Raw genomic sequence first — 20962 nt, 5'->3', positions numbered from 1 at the left:
GCTATAAGTTTAAAACAAAAAATTACTTACGTTAAAAACAGGTGGAATATGGACAGTACAAACACCTATTTTCCAATAAAAAACTCCTACTTCATTAGTGAAGTAGGAGTTTTTTATACATTTAAAGCTTCTCGTTCACATTCTACTATTTTTTCAATATGTGCCAGCACACGTTTCGCTGCCAACTCACCTTGATTAATACAATCTGGAAGTCCAGCACCAGCATAGGAGCTACCTGCCAAATATATACCAGGTAACTCTTTCTCCATAAATGTTGTGAGCTTTTTCATTCGCTCGTTATGACCTACTGTATATTGGGGCATCGCTTCTTTCCAGCGACTTACGATTGTAAACTCTGGATCCTCTGTAATATCCATCGTCTTTCTTAAATCTTCTAGTACAAGCTGAACGAGTTCTTCTTCAGTTTGTTCTACAACCGCTTCATCACCAGCACGTCCAACGTAACAGCGAAGGAGTGTTTTTCCTTCTGGCGTTGTATGTGGCCATTTTTTATGCGTCCACGTACATGCTGTAATGGTGTAATCGCTATTTCGTGATACGACAAATCCTGTACCATTAATATCGCGCTGGATTGCGGACTTTTGGAAAGCAAGTGCGACATTCGCAACGGATGTGGATGGAATATTACGGAAGAAACGAAACTGCTTGTACTGAGCAAACATGGACGGCAATACTTTATGCGAAGTTGCCACTACGATGGCGTCCGCTTCTATTTCTTTTCCGTTACTAAGAGTAATCGTATAACCATCACCCTGTTTTGCAACTTTTTCAATGCGAGTTCCCTTTATTATCGTACCTTCATGCATCTTTGCTTCGAGAGATTCTACGATAGATTCTAAACCTGTTTTCACTGTTTGGAAGATTCCTTTTTTCGGTTCAGCTTTCTCTTCTTTCGGAGCGAGCGTACGCATACCGAGTGAAATACTGCGATGTTTCTGCTCAATTTGATACATTTGCGGGAATGTTGACATTAAGCTCATTTCATCAATATCCCCTGCATAAATACCTGATAGTAACGGTTCTATTAAGTTTTCAACCACTTCGTTTCCGAGGCGATGTCTGAAAAATTGTCCGAGTGATTGGTCAGATACTGGCTTTGACCTCGGCATTAATAGATCAAAACCAGCTCTTAATTTACCAATTGGGGAGAACAGCCCGGAAAATAGAAACGGCGTAATTTGCGTTGGAATTCCCATCATTGATCCGCTCGGCATTTTATGTAACCGATTGTTTACGAGGATAAATGATTGACCGGCTTGATTATTTACAAGTTCATCGCCAAGACCTAATTCTTTCACTAATCTAGCTGCACTTTCTTTTCGTGCTAAGAAAGAATCCGGTCCGCGTTCAATTGTAAATCCATCTTTTCGAACGGTTTGAATTTTTCCGCCAAGTTTACCCGATGCTTCTATAAGTAATGTATCAATCGGCAAGTTTTTTTCATGAATATTTTTTTGTAAATTATACATTGTTGTTAATCCAGTGATGCCTCCGCCGACGATCACAACTTTTTTCCTCAAGCAGGCTCCCCCTTTCTTCTTACAGTACAGATTCTTTTTTCTTTAATACAACATCTGTTAAGCAATCAATAAATGCGTCCGATGCATTTGGCATTTCTGGACGATAATATTTCGCGCCAATTTCATCCGTTACAACTTTACACTCAAAGTCGTTGTCATATAAAACTTCTAAATGTTCCGCAACAAATCCAACTGGTGCATATACGAATGAAGTATAACCGTGCTTTTCATTTAGTTCTCTCGTTAAATCTTGTACATCTGGACCAATCCAAGGATCTGGTGTGTTTCCTGCACTTTGCCAGCCTACCGCATAGTTTGCTACTTCAGCGCCACGCGCGATGTAATCAGCTGTTTCATTTAATTGATCTGGATATGGATCGCCCATTGCAATAATTTTCTCTGGTAGGCTGTGTGCAGATACGATTAGTACTGCTTTTTCACGCTCTGCGTCTGACATGCCGTTATATATACCTTTCACTGCATCGACCCAGTACTGGATGAATTTCGGCTCTTTATACCAGCTATCAATACCGTGAATTGTTAAGTTTCCAAGTTTCTCAGCTTCTTCTTGTGCTCGTCCAACGTATGATTTCACGCTAAAAGTAGAATAGTGAGGTGCAAGAACAAGTGCGATTGCATCTTGTATTCCATCGTTATGCATATCTTTCACCGCATCTTCAATAAACGGTTCAATATGTTTTAAGCCAAGATACATATGGTACTCTACTTCATCTTGTACTTCATTTAAACGCTGTTCTAACTTCTTAGCTTGCTCTAATGTAATAGTAGCTAAAGGAGAAATACCACCAATTGCACGGTAACGCTCTGTTAAATCTTCCAGCATTTCAGGACTTGGCTTTCTTCCTCTACGAATATGTGTATAGTAACGTTCAATATCTTCTTCTTTATATGGCGTTCCGTATGCCATTACAAGCAAACCAATTTTCTTTTTCATACAGCAATTCTCCTTTACTTCGCTAACTGCCCTTTAGAGTATTCATGAATAAATGTAGTTAAACGTTTTAATGTATCTGGATTTACTTCTGGGAATACACCGTGACCTAAGTTAAAGATATAACCCGGCTGTTCCATCCCTTGATCTAAAATACCTTTTACATGTTCTTCAATAACAGACCATGGCGCAAGTAAGAATGAAGGGTCCATATTACCTTGTACCGCCTTATGAACGCCACGTGCACGTGCTTCTTCAATCGGTAAGCGCCAGTCTAAGCCGACTACATCAAGCGGTAAGTCGTGCCACTCATTCACTAAGTGTGCAGCTCCTACGCCGTGCATAATCATCGGTACACCCATCTTACGAACTTCTGCAAAAATACGCTCCATTGCTGGTTTAATAAATACGCGATAATCTGCTACATTTACTGTTCCAACCCAAGAATCGAAAATTTGAACTGCTTTTGCTCCTGCATTAATTTGCGCCTTTAAATATGTAATAACCATATCTGCTAGTTTATCCATTAAAGCGAACCAAGCTTTTGGCTCTGCATACATGAACGCTTTCGTATTATGGTAGTTACGAGATGGACCGCCTTCAATCATATAGCTCGCTAATGTAAATGGAGCTCCTGAAAAACCGATTAACGGTACGTCTAACATTTCTGTCGTTAATAAACGAATTGTATCTAGTATGTACGGTACGTCATCTTCTGGATTGATTTCCCCTAGTTTTTCTACGTCTTGTAAAGAACGGATTGGATTATCAATAACTGGGCCAATACCTGATTTAATTTCTACATCCACACCAATTGCAGGTAGTGGTGACATAATATCTTTATAAAGAATTGCTGCGTCTACGTTATATTGATCAACTGGCAATTTTGTAACGTAAGCACATAACTCTGGATTGTGTGTAATTTCAAATAAAGAATACTTTTCTTTAATCTTTCTATATTCCGGCTGTGAACGACCTGCTTGACGCATATACCATGCTGGTACATAATCGGTACGTTCCCCCCTACATGCTTTTAAAAATGTCTCATTTATAGTTCTTACCAAGACCCTTGCTCCCTTCCTTACCAATGCTTCGAATACGTTCGATATTTATCTTTTTTTACTATACAGCTTGTAAAAACAAAATGCATAATATTATGTACGTTGTTCATTAAATTGACACAAACACTCTTAAAAACGTTTACTATTTTCACAACATTCTTATTATAGCACAGAGAAAAACTATGGTTTAGCTACTTTCGACTTTTCTCCTTCACGATTCGTTTGTGTATTATACGGTACAACGTAAAAGCTCGGTTTTGAAAATATGTTAACGAACTTTTCCTCATATTCCCCAGCACCATTTACAGTGCTAACATGCGTATGAATTCCATTCTCCACTCTATAGATTCGGTACATAATTCTGTTATCTGGAAGTGGCGTCCAGCTTAATTTTGCTTTAAATAAACCGAAAGGGCTAAATGATAGTTTCATTTTTACATCTTCAATTCTTCGCAGCCGAATCGGAGCACCGATTGTTTCCACACCTTCAGGCTTCATAAACTTCTCTTTATGCTCTACATTAGCCTTCGTTAAAATTTTCTTAAATAATTTTGTCGCAGATGCACTTTCTCCTTGCAACTGATGCTCCTTATCCGTGCGGTCATAACCAATCCAAACAGCGCCTACTAAGTTCGGTGTATAGCCGACGAACCACATATCTCTTGCTCCCTTATCGTCATTTGGCAATGAAGTTGTACCTGTTTTCCCAGCTAACGCACCGTTATATACACCAACTCTCGCTGTTCCTTCCTTCACAACTCCTTCTAACATTTTCGTCATATACCATGCTGTCTGCTTCGAGAAGATTTTCGTCTCTACTTTTGGCGATTCCCCAATGATTGCACCGTGTCTATTTAATACTTTATCAATAACGTGCGGCTCAATAATATTTCCATTTGCTAAAAATGAACGATACATTTTTACAAGATCAAATGTTGAAACGCCATTTTTCAATCCGCCAAGCGCTGTACTTAAACCAGCATCTGCAATATGGACATTTCCTTTTTCTAAATACTGCTTTCCTTCTTCTACCCCTAACTCATTTAATAGAGAAACTGCCGGTACGTTTGCCGACTCTAAAATCGCATCATACATCGTCATTTCTTTTGAATACTCATGATTATAATTTCGAGGTTCATACCCTTCAAAAGAATTTCTTTCATTTGTTAATAAAGAATACGGATTATACTTTTTCGTTTCTAGTGCTGGTGCATAAACGATAAGTGGTTTTAAAACAGATCCAGGCTGCCTTTTGGCAAAAACACGATTAAATCCTCTCGGGACGTACTTTCTTCCCCCAATCGCCGCTTTAATCCCTCCCGTACGATTATCCATTAATAAAAATGCACCTTGCGCCCCTTCTTCTTTCCCAGGAAAATTCCTTGCATCTTGAAACTGGTTATACGCTACCTTTTGAATTTTTTCATCCATTGGTACGACAAACGTATATCCTCCGCGAAGTACTTCTTGATGAGACAACCCGTATAAACGAGCGGCTTCATCTATGACCATATCAATATACGGCATATATGCGAGTTCATTCTCATCTAAGTTTTTATAAAGAGCAATTGTCTTTCCTTGATAGCGAACGCTTTCTTCGGCAGTCAAATAGCCTTGTTTATGCATAAGTGACAACACGAGATCGCGGCGTTCCTTACTCTTCTCTGCAGAGTAGTACGGTGAATATCCGTTTGGTGACTTCGGAAGGCCTGCAAGCATTGCCCCTTCCTCTACCGTTAAATCCTCAACATTTTTATTAAAATACAACTTTGCTGCCGCTTGAATACCGTAAGCCCCATGACCAAAATAAATATGATTCATATACATTTCAAGAATTTGTTGCTTCGTATATTTTTGCTCTAATTGAAGAGAGATTGCGACTTCCTTCAATTTGCGCGTAAATGTTTTTTCACGAGTTAAAAAGACATTTTTAGCGAGTTGCTGCGTAATGGTACTACCGCCCTCTACCTTTTCTCCAGCTAACGTATCTTTATAAAGAGCCCGGAATATAGACGGATAATCAATTCCTTGATGCTCATAAAAACGGGAATCTTCCACCGCAACAAACGCTTGCTGCACATACTTCGGAATTTGCTCGACTGGTACGAGTTCCCTATTTTCTACGTATAATTTCGTAATTTCTTTTCCTTTCTGGTCAACAATACGTGATGAAGAGTGGAAAACGAGCTGCTTTTCATCCATCATATAGCCACCAGCTAACACGATAAGTTTATAGAGTACAATTGCTACTACAAACGTTGCGACGCCGCCTAATAAAGTCCACTTTACTTTCTTCATACATCGTCCTTCTTTCCAAATGATGGTACATTTATTATTTGAAAAAGAAGTATCTTTATGTATATAATCTTCGAAGTTTTTTAAGAGAGTTGATATAATAGAAACAAACTATTAAGGGGGCATTAAAATGAAGGCGATTATTTCATACGAAACACCTCTAGAACAATCACATTTCACTGCAAAAAATGATGAGAAAAATATGTTTTATAAAGAAAATACAGAAGAATCTGTAGAAGGCTCACTTCAGTATGACGTACTAGATGCTGTCGGTGAATTTAAAGGACAATCTGGCTATATCGTTTGTAACAACATTTCTGTCACAGACGAAGGTCGCCCAGTATTTGAAAACCGCTTTAAAAACCGCGCAGGCCTTATTGAAAACGAACCAGGATTCCAAGCAATCCGTGTTTTACGCCCATTAAGTAACGATACATATGTCATCTTAACGATGTGGGAAACAGAGCAAAACTTTAAAGACTGGACAGAATCACGTTCATTCGAAAATGCTCATAAAAAACGTCCCACGCAAGCAGAAGGACAAGCTCCAGCGCATCCACATGCCGAACAGCAAAAGAGTATTTTCTCTCGGCCTTCTTTTGTGACTACTTTTGATGTGTTAGTTTAATTAAAAAGTAATACAACACTAGCAGTACGTGAAATTATATTAACGATTTTTCGAATATATCTATCACATCTTGAAATATATCAACGATTCGACTAAAGATATCCATTTAATAACAAAAAGGAAACACCATTACACACCGGTGTTTCCTTTTTCTTTGTACCAATTATATATACGAAGTGTGTCCTCTTTTCGCATGTGCTTCACTTTATAACGATGCCCCGCTACCGATACGACAGCTGTACATAACTCGTCTTTCTTTTGAAAATACGATTGATTGTACCCCACTGCTTGAACATGTCTTCTACGCATGATTCCTGTATATTTCGCAAGACCTCTGTATACCATTGTTAATTGGTTTTCTTTCATCATATAACCGCCGCTAGTATAACGAGCGTATGCGAGTATTGTAAATGCGATACATAGCGGGATAAGAGTGAACAATGCAATATGCTGTTTAAAATATATACTTGCACCGGCAATTGGCACAGCGAGCACAGCACTTGTAATCCAGCCCATGATGATGTAACGGCGCAATGCCGCTTTCGGTAAATGAACGATTTCCTCCTCCATTTCATACGGCAACTGTAAATATTCGAGTAACTGCTGCACATTTTTTTTCTTCATAAAAGGATGTAACATCACTTCATTCCCAGCGGATTCTATACTTTGAATGACTTCTACTTCGACAGAACAATACCCGATAGGCTGGCGAAGTATTCCTTCTTTCACAGTAATTGCTTGAATGCGGTGTAATTTTAACACAAACTCTTTCTTATCAAATAACCCTTGTACGATTCGAATTTCATTTCCGTTTCGCTCAATTTTAAAGTTTGCATATTTTAACGCATAGCCCGCTGTTGAAATAATCCAAGAAATTGCCATTAAAATTGCGGCCATAACGATTAATTCATATACACCGTTATCCATCACATACGCTTCCACTTTATTGATGAGCCATTCTGGTAGAAATTGATTAAACTCTGTGTAAAGGATTACTAACATAGAAAACACTAATCCAAATCTACCAGATGTAATAGATGCGAATAAAATTTCTTTCGCTGTTAACTGATAAACTGTCTTACTACCTTCTCCCGCAGGCACCTCTTCAGCCACAACGCTTCTTTCTTTATGTAATAAAGCAATTAGTCCCTTCGCTTCATCTTCTTTAATACCAGCTAACATCACTTCTGGCTCACTACCGCCGCCTGCAACTTCTATATTTAATTTTGTAAGTCCAAGTATTTGATAAATGATGTTAGAAGATGTACTAACATTTTGCACACGTTCTTTATTTAAGTAGCTTTCTTTCTTAACAAACACACCATGCTTTATATGTAAAATATTATTTTCAACCCAATACACCTTGAAATACCATTTTATAGCTGAGAAAATAGCCATAATAAATAATAAGGCCAAGAGAACAAGATGAAATAAATACCAAGGTTCCACTTCACCATCTGAGCGAAATAGAACAAGCAAAATAAAAGGCAACAAACTCGCAACCCTAATACCTAACAATATCGTGATCGGATGTTGCCTCTTATACATCCTCATCACTCACTTTCGCAAGTTCTCCAATTTGTCTTTTCAGCTGTTCTGCTTCTTCTTTCGTTAAACCTGGAATACTATGAGACGTTGCGGCTGTTGAAATGTGTAATTCTGCTAAATTATACTTTCTCATAATCGGACCTTGCTCAATCGTTACGTGCTGCACACGGATCATCGGAATAAGTACGCGTTTTACAACGAACATTCCCTTTTGAATCTCAATCTCTTCTTCATTTAATCTGTAACTATAATAGCGCTGACGTAAATTTGGAAACACAAAATAATCAAGTGGAATAAATATAATGGCTCCTGTTACTAATAGTCCAAACAACCAGCCCCACCAGTTAAAGTTAATCATAAAAAAGAAATACGCAATTACGACTGTTAGTATAACTGCCGCCCCAATTAAAGCGTGAATCCTCCACACTTTCAGCATATTAGAATGAATCTCCCTTTCTAACGGCTGCATCTCATCACTCCAATTCTATGAATTTATTACTTATATATTATCAAAAATAAGGTTTTATATACAATTTTGTAAATTTATAGTCAAATAAAAATAGTTGAATCAAAAGCATGTTAAAAAACATACCTCAGTTTTTAAAATTACATATTATAAATATGAATTATATTGAACCAAATAAACCCTGCATGATTCATGCAAGGTTTATCGTTTTATACACAATATATTTCATTATTGTTGAGATATACTAGCATCGCTTTCAATTCGCTTTTCTTTTTGGCTCAGTTTTTTATCTTTAGATTTTTTTAATGTTAAAGTCATGCCAATAAAAATAAAAAGAATTCCTGTTATTTGCATTAAAGTTGGACGGAATCCAGTAAGTACAGTATCTAATAATATTGCCACTGCCGGATCTAAAAAAACTAATATTGAGATTGTTTTTGTAGATAAATGGCGTAAACTATCAAAAAACAGATAATACACTATCCCTGTGTGAATAAAACCAGTAGCTATAATATATGTCCAATTACTTTGAGTGAGGCCACTAAAAGCATCTAAATCTATAAATGGTATTAAAAGAAATATCCCCAAGAATGTTTGTAAAAATGTCATTGCATACGCACTCATTTTGTTAATCCCTTTACCAAATAAAGTTGTAAATGCATAAAAGAGAGCTGCAAGAAATCCCCATATCATACCTGAAGACATTAATGAACCGAAAGAAAAGCTTCCATCGATACCAGCAATTAATAAAGCTCCCACAAAACACACAACTATTGAAATGATAGATATTAATGTTAATTTTTCTTTAAAGACGATACTTCCAATTAACAGTACAATTACTGGTGCAAGATGATAAACTGAGATAGCAATTGTAACTGACATATTTTCAAAGGCTTTAAATAAGAAAACCCAATTAAATACTAAGAAAAAACCACATATTAAAACTTGAATAACTTCTTTTCGTTCCCATTTATCTTGTTTATATTGCCCTGTAAGCAACCAGCATACACTTAAAAATATTGTCGCAAAAATACACCTTACAAACACTAATTCAAACGAAGGTAAGTTTGTTTGAACAGAAAAAAATCCAACTGATCCAAAGATAACCATTGATGCTATCATCTTTAAGGCCGGTACCGTTTTCTCTTGCTTAAAACTTTTTTGAAGCAAATTAATTCCCCTCCAATAAAAACTCGGTTTATAGTGAGAAAAACACCAGCCTAAAAAAGGACAGGTGCTTTTCCTCAAAAACACTCAATTACAAATTTTTCCCTGCAGTCCAACCACCATCAATTACAAAATTAGAACCAGTAATAAAGCGGGCCTGATCAGAAATCAAGTACTCAATACATGAAACAATATCCTGCGGCAATCCCCAAGTATCTAAAGATTGATTACTTTTTATCATAGACATCAAGGCTTTATTACTAAAGTATTCTTCTGTAAGTTCAGTTCTAATAACACCGGGAGAAATGCTATTTACTCTTATATTTTGCTTCCCAAATTCCATAGCCATCTGTTTAGTCAATCCGATTAAGGCATGCTTTGATGCCACATAAGCAGCTCGCTCTGGTTCAGCCATTAATCCAGAAACCGATGCTATATTCACAATACAACCTTTTATTTTCGATTCACACCATCGCTTAGCTACTTCCCTAGAAAGGATAAATGGGGCTACTAAATTTACATCAATTACTTTTTTAAACATATCATCGGATAAATGTAAAACAGGTGTTATCTCTCGAATACCAGCTGCATTTATTAATATATCAGGAGAAAGTTTTTCTAAATCTAATTGAGTAAAAAGATTATGAATCGCTTCGCTATTACTTAAATCAATTTGCACTACTTTCAAAGGCATATCTGTTTTCATATAATCTATTAAGTTATTATTATTAATATCAAGAGCTATTACATGAAATGATTTTTCTAAAAAGTATTTTATACAAGCATGACCTATACCGCTGTTGGCTCCAGAAATCATAATTATTTTATTCTCTCTCATTTTGTCTCCTTATAAGAAAATGTTACTAATAAAATATCACGAAAAGCCTCCGTACTACATTCTGTTCCAAGTGGCGTTACGGCATGGAAGACCTTTTGTCCAAATACTAAAGTTTCTAACGGCTCCTTCAAACTTATAAACTGATTAATTTCCCGAGGAGAATTAGCTATTAAATTATCTCCACCAATAGCTGTATTACTTAAATTCATAAGGTGTAAAAACACTACTGGTTCATCATCTTTATGTAACCAAATAGGTGAACTAAAAGATGGTCTTTCTTTAGTAGCTTTATATCTTTCTTGATGTAAACCTATAATTAAGTCTTTACTTGTATCTATTATATCTGTTTTAAATGCAAATTCAGTATCGAAACGCACGATATTTTGAATTAAAGGATTACATAAAAAGCTATCATTTATGCTAGTGAACTGTCTAACTTTCCCGCCATCATCATAGTTATATTCTTTAGATTGGAAGTAATCATTACTATTATCTAAAATATAATCTGGTGAATCAACATACTTTATATACCTTGAATAAGATCTAGCACGGCATTCACCGTACGCATCATCTTCCAAATTATAATAATCTAACTGTGCTTGTGTTAATAAACGATGATTCTCTTCCTCTTGTAAAAAGATTTCATTTGAGATTTCAAGGAATCCTTTAGATTCAAATTCATGTACCTTTTCTTCTATGCTAAATCCACTCATTTTACTAAGAACAAACGTCATTATAAAAACCTCCACACTATTGTATTTTTCTATCTCACCCTATGTTAGAAATGCAATAAGTAACCGAGATTCTTGCTTAATAAAATTAAAAATTATGATATTCAATTAATACACCAAATGAAATATATGTAATCCATTAACACTATCTCTTAAGCAATATTATATATCCTTTTGGATATTTTTTCTAATTATCTGAAGATTTATCAACATTAGTCTTAATATTCAAAATTAAAGAAATGGATTTTTCAGAAAGATAAAACTGCGAGTATTACAATTTTATGTATATAACTTTTTTAAAAATTATATTTTAAATATAGCTAGTTTTTTATAAAATTTTTGATATAATTACATACGGGAAAAGGGAAGAATTTTGTCTTCCCTTGTGTTTTTATTTGCATCTAGTACTTTTGCTAGATGCTTTTTTTATGCTAAAAAAGTATCCTCAAATACTTTGAGGATACCTTTTCCATCAATTTAGTGCAGTTCAATAATTGTACCATCTTCGAATACTTTGAATACTCCAGTAAATCCTGGTCCAGCTGCGCCTTCTATTTTATATGTCGTACGCACTCTAATTTGATAATATTTCTTTCCATTCTCTACTTGCGTATTCTCTAGCGTGTAATCATAGTCTTCTTTATATTCATTTTTAATATATTCTTTAGCTTTCTCAAAAGTAAATGCATTTTGATTTTTTTCTGCCTCTACCTTCTGATTCTTTTCTGTCTCAGTTTTTTGGTTCTTTTCAGTCGCTACCTTTTGATTTTTTTCTGTCTCTGCTTTTTGATTCTTTTCAGTCGCTACCTTTTGATTTTTTTCTGTCTCTGCTTTTTGATTCTTTTCTGTTGCTACCTTTTGAGTCGTTACTGCAGTGTTTTTTTGTGCCTTCGCTGGTGCTTCACTTTTTGCATTTTTTTCTTCTTCATTAATTTTAGTAACTAATCCTACCGCTTTTTTATTATATTCTTCAAGTTTCTTGTTATCTTTTGTTTCTGCAACTAGCTTATTTAATATCTCTTTTGCTTCTGCATAATTTTTCTTACTTATTAACTCTTCACTTTTCGTCAGTTGCTCGCTATACTTCTTTTTTTGTTCTAAGATGGCTAGTAATGCTGTTCGTTCTTCCTTTGCTTGTTTTATAAGCGTAGTATTTCCATTCTTCATGTTCTCTACTTTTTCAAATGACTTGATTGATTCTTCTATCTTTGTTTCTTCTTTTAACTTTACAGCTTCAATCATTGCTTTCGTTTGTTCTACTAGAACTTTTGCATCTGAATCGTGTTTTTTCTCATCTAACGCTTTTTCAAATGATGATAAGGCATTTTTATATTCTTTATTCGTTAACGCGGTCTTTCCTTCATCCATTGCTTTGTCAAAATTCCCATTACTACATCCAGCTAACATTAAAAATGTAAGTCCAATTACCATTAATAACTTTTTCATTTTTTCTCCTCCTATATATCCCTAAAACAATAACAGCATATGTATAAAAGTCTGTGTAGTAATTAGACTGAAAGTAAAGATGTACTGTGTGTGGGAAAGGAAGTACATTTCATTTACTATCATTACTTAAAACTCCTAAATAGTTGGTAGTTGGTTTTCTTCTTTTAAAGACAGAAAGGAATTTTAATAATGTGCGTAAAGCTCTCACCAGGCCCTTTACTACACACACTCTTATACACATAGAAAAACTATTTTTAGGTTGCTATTTTTTTAACTTTACATATTCTCGGTTGTTTTGCTACGAATCTCATTTCGTAACATACCGAAAAACAAAAGAAAACAAACCGTAATGTAAGTTACAGTTTGTAACTTTTCTGTAACACAAATGTAACATGATGTTTTTAAATATACAATAGTTTTTTTTACATTATTTTCCCCTATCTACATTTTAAGGTGCTACTACAGTGCTAAAACGCTTTTCATCTCCCACCTGCTATTGGACTATTATCCTTTGAGTACTTTAGGAAATAGACTTCTTTCCTAAAGTACTCAAATTAATTACAAAGATAACTCTTTTTTCATCCAAACATTAAGAAGGCCTTTAATCTTTTACTTTCACATTAAATATATATAGCTAACTTTTTTGATATAGCCACATTAAGAAAATAGGGCAAACTTTGTATTCCTTTTTGTTTTTATTTGTATCGAGTTCTTTTGCTAAATACCTTTTTTATGTCAAATAAAAAAGGTATCCTCAAATACTTTGAGGATACCTTTTCACCTTTATTATCTCCGCTGTTTTCTACCTAATACGAGTAACCCAAAACTCATCATTACAAGAAGTGCTCCCATATATGGTTCCACAGGCATTTTCTGCCCTGTCTTCGGTAATTCTTTTTCAGGATTTTCTGGATTCGGTATTCCAGGTTTTTCTGGATTTGGTGTTCCAGGCTTTTCTGGATCTGGTGTTCCAGGCTTTTCTGGATTTGGTGTTCCAGGCTTTTCTGGATTTGGTGTTCCAGGCTTTTCTGGATCTGGTGTTCCAGGCTTTTCTGGATCTGGTGTTTCTGGACCTGGTGTTTCTGGACCTGGTGTTTCTGGACCTGGTGTTTCTGGACCTGGTGTTTCTGGACCTGGTGGTGCTAAATGATTCAATTTGTTTAATACTTCTAATTGAACTGCATTTATCATTCCATTTGTAATTTCAAATGGAATTGGATTAGTTAATTTTTCATATCCTTTTGGCGCTTCTACTTCTACTAGTGTGTAGTTACCTACAGATAGATCTGCGATTTTTGCCTTTCCATCTTTATCTGTTGTTACTTTCACTACTACTTTTCCCTTGTCATCATGAACTTCAAACACAGCTCCTGATAAGACTTCCTTGCTTTCAGCGGCCATTTTTGTAATCTCCACTGAACCTTTGTCTAACTTTTCATTCTCTACTTTCAATGATAAGACTTTTGTCATACCTTTTTTAATTTCGAATGATACTGGTTCCGTTAACTTCTTGTAACCTGGTAAGCTCTTCGTCTCTACTAATTTGTATTTTCCTACTGATAGATCTGAAACTTTTGCTTTTCCTTCTTTATCTGTCGTTACTTCTGTTACTACTTTGCCTTGCTCATCTTGTACTTCGAAGACTACGCCTTCTAATACTTTTTGGCTATCTTTATCTACTTTTGTTACTTCTACATTTCCCTTGTCTAACATTTCATTTTCTACTGTTAAAGCAAGAGATTTTGTCATGCCTTTTTCAATTTGGAAAGTAATCGGATCTACCAATTGCTTATATCCTTTTGGTGCTTTTACTTCTACTAACTTGTATGTTCCAACTGATAAATTAGTAACTTGTGCTTGTCCTTTTTTATCTGTCGTTATTTTAGCGACTACTTGTCCTGCTTCATCTTGAATCTCAAATACAGCATCAGCTAAAACATCTTTCGTTTCTTTGTCTACTTTTGTAATTTCTACATTTCCTACATCCACTAATTCATTTTCTACAGTCAATTGTAATGCTGTAACTCTACCTTTTTCAATTTCGAATGAAACTGGCTTTTCTAGTGGTTTGTATCCTGCCGGTGTTTCTACTTCTACTAACTCATACTTTCCAATAGATAAATCTGAAACGTTTGCTTTTCCTTCTTTATCCGTTGTTACTTTTGCAACTACTTTTCCTTTTGAATCACGTACTTCAAATACAACATTTTCTAATGGTGCTTTACTGTCTTTATCTATTTTTGTGATTTCTACATTCCCCGTATCTACCATTTCATTTTCTACAGTGAACGTTAAGGATTTTGTCATACCTTTTTTAATTTCAAATGGTACAGGCTTTTCTAATTTTTTGTAGCCTGGTAAACTCTCTACTTCTACTAACTTGTACTTTCCTACAGATAAATCTGAAACTGTTGCTTTTCCAGCTTTATCTGTCGTTACTTTCGTTACCACCTTGCCTTTGTCGTCTTGAACTTCAAAGACTACACCTGCTAACGGTGCCTTATTATCTTTATCTATTTTTGTAATTTCTACATTTCCCGTATCTACCATTTCATTTTCTATTTTTAATGATAGAACTTCTGTCATGCCTTTTTTGATTTCAAACGATACTGATTCTGTTAATTGTTTGTAACCTGGTAAGCTTTCTTTCTCTACTAATTTGTACTTTCCTACAGATAAGTCTGAGATTTTTGCTTTACCATTTTTATCTGTTTTTACTTCCGTTACTACTTTGCCTTGCTCATCTTGTACTTCGAAGACTACGCCTTCTAATACTTTTTGACTATCTTTATCTACTTTTGTGATTTCTACTGAACCTTTGTCTAACTGTTCATTCTCTACTTTCAATGATAAGACTTTCGTCATACCTTTTTTAATTTCGAATGATACTGGCTCTGTTAGATTTTTGTAGCCTGGTAAGCTTTCTACTTCTACTAGTTTGTAATTTCCTACAGATAGATCTGAAATTTTCGCTTTTCCTTCTTTATCTGTTTTTACTTTCGTTACTACTTTGCCTTTTTCATCTTGCACTTCGAATGTTACGCCTTCTAATGCCTTCTGGCTGTCTTTGTCCACTTTTGTAATTTCTACTGAACCTTTATCTAACTGTTCGTTCTCTACTTTTAGTGATAAGACTTTTGTCATGCCTTTTTTGATTTCGAATGATACTGGTTTTGTTAGTTTTTTGTATCCTGGTAAGCTCTTTGTCTCTACTAGTTTGTATTTTCCTACTGATAGATCTGAAATTTTTGCTTTTCCTTCTTTATCTGTCGTTACTTTTGTTACTACTTTATCTTTTTCATCTTGCACTTCGAATGTTACGCCCGCTAATACTGCGCCACTTTCTTTGTCCACTTTTGTAATCTCTACTGAACCTTTATCTAACTGTTCGTTCTCTACTTTCAATGATAAAACTTTCGTCATACCTTTTTTGATTTCGAATGATACTGGTTCTATTAATTTTTTGTAACCTGGTAAGCTCTTCGTCTCTACTAATTTGTATTTTCCTACTGATAGATCTGAAACGTTTGCTTTTCCATCTTTATCTGTCGTTACTTCTGTTACTACTTTTCCTTTGTCGTCTTGAACTTCGAAGACTACGCCTTCTAATACTTTTTGACTATCTTTATCTACTTTTGTTACTTCCACATTTCCCTTGTCTAACATTTCGTTTTCTACTGTTAAAGCAAGAGATTTTGTCATGCCTTTTTCAATTTGGAAAGCAATCGGATCTACCAATTGTTTATACCCTTTTGGTGCCTTTACTTCTACTAACTTGTATGTGCCGACTGATAAATTAGTAACTTGTGCTTGTCCTTTTTTATCTGTCGTTATTTTAGAGACTACTTGTCCTGCTGCATCTTGAATCTCAAATACTGCATCAGCTAAAGCATCTTTATTTTCTTTATCTACTTTTGTAATTTCTACATTTCCTGTATCCACTAATTCATTTTCTACTGTTAGCTTTAGCGCTGTTACTCTACCCTTTTCAATTTCGAATGAAACTGGCTTTTCTAGTGGTTTGTATCCTGCCGGTGTTTCTACTTCCACCAACTCATACTTCCCAATAGGTAAATCTGAAACGTTTGCTTTTCCTTCTTTATCCGTCTTTACTTTCGCAACTACTTTTCCTTTTGAATCACGTACTTCAAATACAACATTTTCTAATGGAGCTTTACTATCTTTATCTATTTTTGTTATCTCTACATTCCCTGTATCCACCATTTCATTTTCTACTTTTAATGATAGAACCTCGGTCATGCCTTTTTTGATTTCAAATGATACTGATTTTTCTAGCTTTTTATAACCAGGTAAACTTTCTACCTCTACTAATTCATACTTTCCTACAGGTAAATCTGAAACATTTGCTTTTCCATCTTTATCTGTCGTTACTTTTGTAACTTCATTCCCCTTTTCATCTTGGACGATGAATGTTACTCCCGCTAACGGTGCTTTATTATCTTTATCTATCTTTGTTATCTCTACATTTCCCGTATCTACCATTTCATTTTCTATTTTTAATGATAGAACTTCAGTCATGCCTTTTGTAATTTCAAATAATACTGGATCTGTTAGTTTCTTATAGCCTGGTAAACTTTCTTTCTCTACTAATTTGTACTTTCCTACTGATAGATCTGAGATTTTTGCTTTACCATCTTTATCTGTTTTTACTTCCTTTACTACTGTTCCAGCTTCATCTTGCACTTCAAAGACTACGCCTTTTAATGCTTTTTTGTTGTCTTTATCGACTTTTGTAATTTCTACTGAACCTTTATCTAACTGTTCATTTTCTACTTTCAATGATAGGACTGTTGTCATACCTTTTGTAATTTCGAATGATACTGGTTCTGTTAGCTTTTTGTAGCCAGGTAAACTTTTCGTCTCTACTAATTTGTACTTTCCTACTGATAAATCTGAGATTTTTGCTTTACCATCTTTATCTGTTTTTACTTCTGTTACTACTTTTCCTTGCTCATCTTGCACTTCGAAGACTACGCCTTCTAATACTTTTTGACTATCTTTATCTATTTTTGTAATTTCTACTGAGCCTTTGTCTAACTGCTCATTTTCTACTTTTATTACTAAAGCTTTTGTCATACCTTTTGTAATTTCAAATAGTACTGGTTCTGCTAGATTTTTGTAACCTGGTAAGCTTTTCGTCTCTACTAATTTGTACTTTCCTACTGATAGATCTGAAACGTTTGCTTTTCCATCTTTATCTGTTACTACTTTTCTTACTACGTCATCTTTCTCATCTTGGACTTCAAATTCGACACCGGCTAATACTGCTCCGTTTTCTTTGTCCACTTTTGTAATTTCTATATTACCTTTGTCTACCATTGCATTTTCCACTTGTATTGGGAATATGCCGTCCCCTGTTACATTTACTTCGAACTCTGTTTCTTTTAATTGGTAGCCTTCAGGTGCTTTTGTTTCTTTTAAAATATATTTTCCTGGTGCTAACGGTTTAGAGATTGCCTTACCATCTTTATCTGTAACAATATATTCGACTACTACACCGTCTTTTACTATATCAAACTCTGCATTTGCTAATGGTTTTTCACCATTTTCCGAATCAATTTTCTTTACTTCAATTTGACCCTTTTGCATAGTATTTTTAATTTCAATTGTTTTTATTTCTCCAGCTTGAAGTGTAACCTCTACTGGGCTTGTTAATTTTTGATATCCTTCTGGTGCTACTGTTTCATAAACTTTATACGTCCCAGGAGCTAAAGTTTGAGGTACTGAAAAACCTTTTTCGTCCGTTTTCAGTTTTACAACAACTTCATTTGCACTATTTCGAACTTCAAATTCGGCACCTTTTAACCCTTTGTTCGGATTCTCAGAATCTATTTTATGAAGCGATACTGTACCATCTTTTGGAGCTTCAGGCGGCGTAATAGTTACTTCTTTTGATGTTAATGTTTTATCATCAAAATGTAATTCCGCTTTATTAGGAATCTTCTTATCTACGTAAGAAGATAAGTCTGCATTATTTTTAATTTTCGCCTTAATACTAAGGTTAATTATCTGGTCTTCATATGACTTATAGTCAAAACTCTCACCAAATGTAAATGTTACTTCACTTCTTTGTTTATCTATATTTAACGTTCCTTTAGAAGTAATATCTTGGCCATTTTGATCATACACTTTTGCCTCTAATACTTCTAAAACATCTTCTAAATCATCACTAATTACCATAGATGTGTATTTAGGAGGATCGTTCGGTATATGTGTACCAACTTGGTATTGAATAACTTGATCCATTTGTGTTAACTGCTCATTCTCTACAAGCTTGCCATTCTCATCAACTATATTTTTTTCAATGCTAGGTGGATTATTGTCACCTGAACCGGATCCTCCCCCACCACTTACAAATACTTGTCCTACTTTTTCTTCAGTTTTAATATTTTTACCTTCTAATTTCACAGTATTTTTATGAGGCTTTGCAGCAGGATTAGTAATCTTTGTTTTATATCTTAAAATATAGCCTTTTGAACTGTCGGGAAATTCAATTGTAAATCCAGTCTTCGTTGCATTTATTTTAATGTTAGATAAATTTGCTGGCTTAATATTTGTTGGTGCATAACCATCTTCAAATACAGCCTCTTCTAATACTACGCTGTCTGTAATTAACTCATGCCCAGGTCCTAATGTATCTGTTAATTTAAGATCTTGCATTTCTGTTCCAGTCGCATTTACATATACAAGCCAATCAGCAATGGACGGATCTTCTTGATTATAAGAACCCCATTTCAATAGATTATCTGTATTGGGCTGTGGCTTCGGTCTCTCTGTAGTATTACTTACATTTACTTCTTTATTTACGATTTGACCATCAACGTTAAATTCTAATGGAATTTCTTTAACACCATCATATGCTTCTAGACCAAAGTAGAATTCTACGAATAAAGAACCTTTAATGTTATTCTTTCCTTCTACGTAATCACCCATAGTACACGTTAATAGACCCTTTTTCATCTCACATGTACCAACTGTTTTTCCTTCAGCATCTTTTAAAGGAAAACTCATATTCATAAGGTCTTTTCGAAACTCTTTTGGCATATCAATTGTGAATTGATCTCCACTTTTTATTTTTTCTTTAGCTGACCACTTCACTTCTACTTTCATACCATCTGAGGCTTGATATGGTTCAGATGTCGTGCCATCAGTACGGGAAATATTAATTTCGTCCACTGGACTTTTCATCACAGCAGCTTGAATCACTGGAGCCCACACATTCAGCACTGAAAATAATACTAGAAAAACTAATGAAACCATTGAAATATGCCTTTTAGTACTTTTCATTTGCATAGTTCCCTCCTATTTTTTATATTTATATAACAAAAAAAGACCGTCCGGTTGCATCAAAAATGTGCAACCAGACGATCTTAGTAACCAATATGTATTACCGTAGACTCTAAGCTTTGCGGCCTATCCTTTCGAATAGTGTGCTAAAAATATCTTTTATTCTTTTTTTGTTTCATTTTCCTCTTAAACCAAATATTACTATACCGTCTGGACGGTTATAATTCAATACTCTATAAAATTGTTCTATTTTTCTAATAAAAAAAACAATTCACCACTACATTAAATAAGTAATGGTGAATTGTTTTCGCATTATATAGTTCGTATATTCTATTTATATGAATTACTAATAAGAGCTTGAATCACTTTTTCTCTTAACTCGGGGCTTAGTCTGCCAACCCCTAAATATTCCGAATACCATAATCCATCTGCTGCTAATCTAATAATTGTTGCACAAACTGAATCTATCTCATCGTTTTCTATATTCTTTTGCAGTTGCTGAAATGATTGTTGTAATGGCTCAAGTAATTCAGGTTTTAACATGAATGCTGCCATCATACTACTAGACAACTCTTCTGTTCTTCTCTCATTACTTAATCTTTCCTCTACAAAAGAGCGAACCCATCTCCCTTTCCTCTCTGAGTCTTCCGCTACTTTATTGTAAATAGCGCCCTCATTATCCTCTATCCCTCTGACTATCATACCTTCTATTAAAGCTTCTTTATTTGCAAAGTGATACAATAATCCACCTTTACTTACACCCGCCTCTTTTGCCACTGCTTCTAAGGTTAATTTAGCAACCCCTTTACATTGCACAATTTGAGAAGCGGCCGCCAAAATCTTTTGCCGCGTTATGCTGATACTCATTCCTTTTTAAAACCCCATTTCTACTAAATTTATATAAATACGAATCTTATTTTTAATATTGTTGATTACTACTAAGTATTTTCTTTATACAACAAAAGCTGCATTACCTTTGAA

Annotated in this window: 13 protein-coding genes and 1 riboswitch; of the genes, 1 reads left to right on the top strand and 12 read right to left on the bottom strand. The window is 34.8% G+C overall.

The features are described from left to right. Nucleotides 1-113 precede the first annotated feature (113 nt). The 4 genes from hemY to ATL10_RS10465 form a co-directional block, all read right to left on the bottom strand. Complete coding sequence (hemY, locus tag ATL10_RS10480; protein WP_098329483.1) at nt 114-1541, bottom strand: protoporphyrinogen oxidase; 1428 nt, start codon at nt 1539-1541, stop codon at nt 114-116. A gap of 19 nt (nt 1542-1560) precedes the next feature. Continuing rightward, nucleotides 1561-2496 (bottom strand): ferrochelatase, encoded by a 936-nt coding sequence (hemH, locus tag ATL10_RS10475; protein ID WP_000726800.1) that lies wholly within the window; start codon nt 2494-2496, stop codon nt 1561-1563. Nucleotides 2497-2510: 14 nt separating this feature from the next. Then, nucleotides 2511-3557 (bottom strand): uroporphyrinogen decarboxylase, encoded by a 1047-nt coding sequence (gene hemE / locus ATL10_RS10470; protein WP_000252604.1) that lies wholly within the window; start codon nt 3555-3557, stop codon nt 2511-2513. Between the two features lie 177 nt (nt 3558-3734). Then, nucleotides 3735-5852 (bottom strand): transglycosylase domain-containing protein, encoded by a 2118-nt coding sequence (locus ATL10_RS10465; protein ID WP_088022540.1) that lies wholly within the window; start codon nt 5850-5852, stop codon nt 3735-3737. Between the two features lie 127 nt (nt 5853-5979). Between ATL10_RS10465 and hmoB the strand changes: the two genes are divergently transcribed. Next, nucleotides 5980-6477, top strand: a complete 498-nt coding sequence (hmoB, locus tag ATL10_RS10460; protein WP_000644097.1) for a heme-degrading monooxygenase HmoB — start codon at nt 5980-5982, stop codon at nt 6475-6477. 129 nt (nt 6478-6606) lie between these two features. On the opposite strand, the gene ATL10_RS10455 is transcribed toward hmoB, so the two are convergent. The 8 genes from ATL10_RS10455 to ATL10_RS10420 all read right to left on the bottom strand — a co-directional run bounded on the left by ATL10_RS10455 (nt 6607) and on the right by ATL10_RS10420 (nt 20848). After that, nucleotides 6607-8025 carry a PH domain-containing protein gene (locus tag ATL10_RS10455; protein WP_098251310.1) on the bottom strand — a complete coding sequence of 473 codons (1419 nt, stop codon included), beginning with the start codon at nt 8023-8025 and terminating at the stop codon, nt 6607-6609. Beyond that, the gene (locus tag ATL10_RS10450) at nt 8018-8494 is read right to left on the bottom strand and encodes a PH domain-containing protein (RefSeq protein ID WP_001182719.1); all 477 of its coding nucleotides are present in this window, start codon (nt 8492-8494) and stop codon (nt 8018-8020) included. The genes ATL10_RS10455 and ATL10_RS10450 overlap by 8 nt, the downstream gene beginning before the upstream one ends. A gap of 225 nt (nt 8495-8719) precedes the next feature. Continuing rightward, entirely contained in the window at nt 8720-9661 is a 942-nt protein-coding gene (locus ATL10_RS10445; protein ID WP_000939632.1) for a DMT family transporter, read from the bottom strand. 88 nt (nt 9662-9749) lie between these two features. Then, on the bottom strand, nt 9750-10496 hold the full coding sequence (locus tag ATL10_RS10440) for an SDR family NAD(P)-dependent oxidoreductase (RefSeq protein ID WP_001208940.1): 747 nt from the start codon (nt 10494-10496) through the stop codon (nt 9750-9752). Continuing rightward, nucleotides 10493-11230 (bottom strand): 2OG-Fe dioxygenase family protein, encoded by a 738-nt coding sequence (locus tag ATL10_RS10435; protein WP_142669949.1) that lies wholly within the window; start codon nt 11228-11230, stop codon nt 10493-10495. The genes ATL10_RS10440 and ATL10_RS10435 overlap by 4 nt, the downstream gene beginning before the upstream one ends. A gap of 474 nt (nt 11231-11704) precedes the next feature. Then, a complete protein-coding gene (locus ATL10_RS10430) occupies nt 11705-12673 on the bottom strand; it encodes a hypothetical protein (RefSeq protein ID WP_100909955.1) in 969 nt (322 codons plus the stop codon). Between the two features lie 786 nt (nt 12674-13459). After that, nucleotides 13460-19987, bottom strand: a complete 6528-nt coding sequence (locus ATL10_RS10425; protein ID WP_110496873.1) for a SpaA isopeptide-forming pilin-related protein — start codon at nt 19985-19987, stop codon at nt 13460-13462. A gap of 59 nt (nt 19988-20046) precedes the next feature. Continuing rightward, a riboswitch (cyclic di-GMP riboswitch) is annotated at nt 20047-20139 on the bottom strand. A 172-nt stretch (nt 20140-20311) separates the two neighbouring features. Continuing rightward, complete coding sequence (locus tag ATL10_RS10420) at nt 20312-20848, bottom strand: TetR/AcrR family transcriptional regulator (RefSeq protein WP_000028013.1); 537 nt, start codon at nt 20846-20848, stop codon at nt 20312-20314. Between the last annotated feature and the right edge of the window lie 114 nt (nt 20849-20962).

Origin of the sequence: Bacillus sp. 196mf (genome assembly GCF_003217275.1) — a bacterium.
GTDB classification, from domain to species: Bacteria; Bacillota; Bacilli; order Bacillales; family Bacillaceae_G; genus Bacillus_A; species Bacillus_A thuringiensis_S.
Note: the sequence above shows the minus strand (reverse complement) of the source record. Positions and strands in the feature narration are given on the sequence as shown.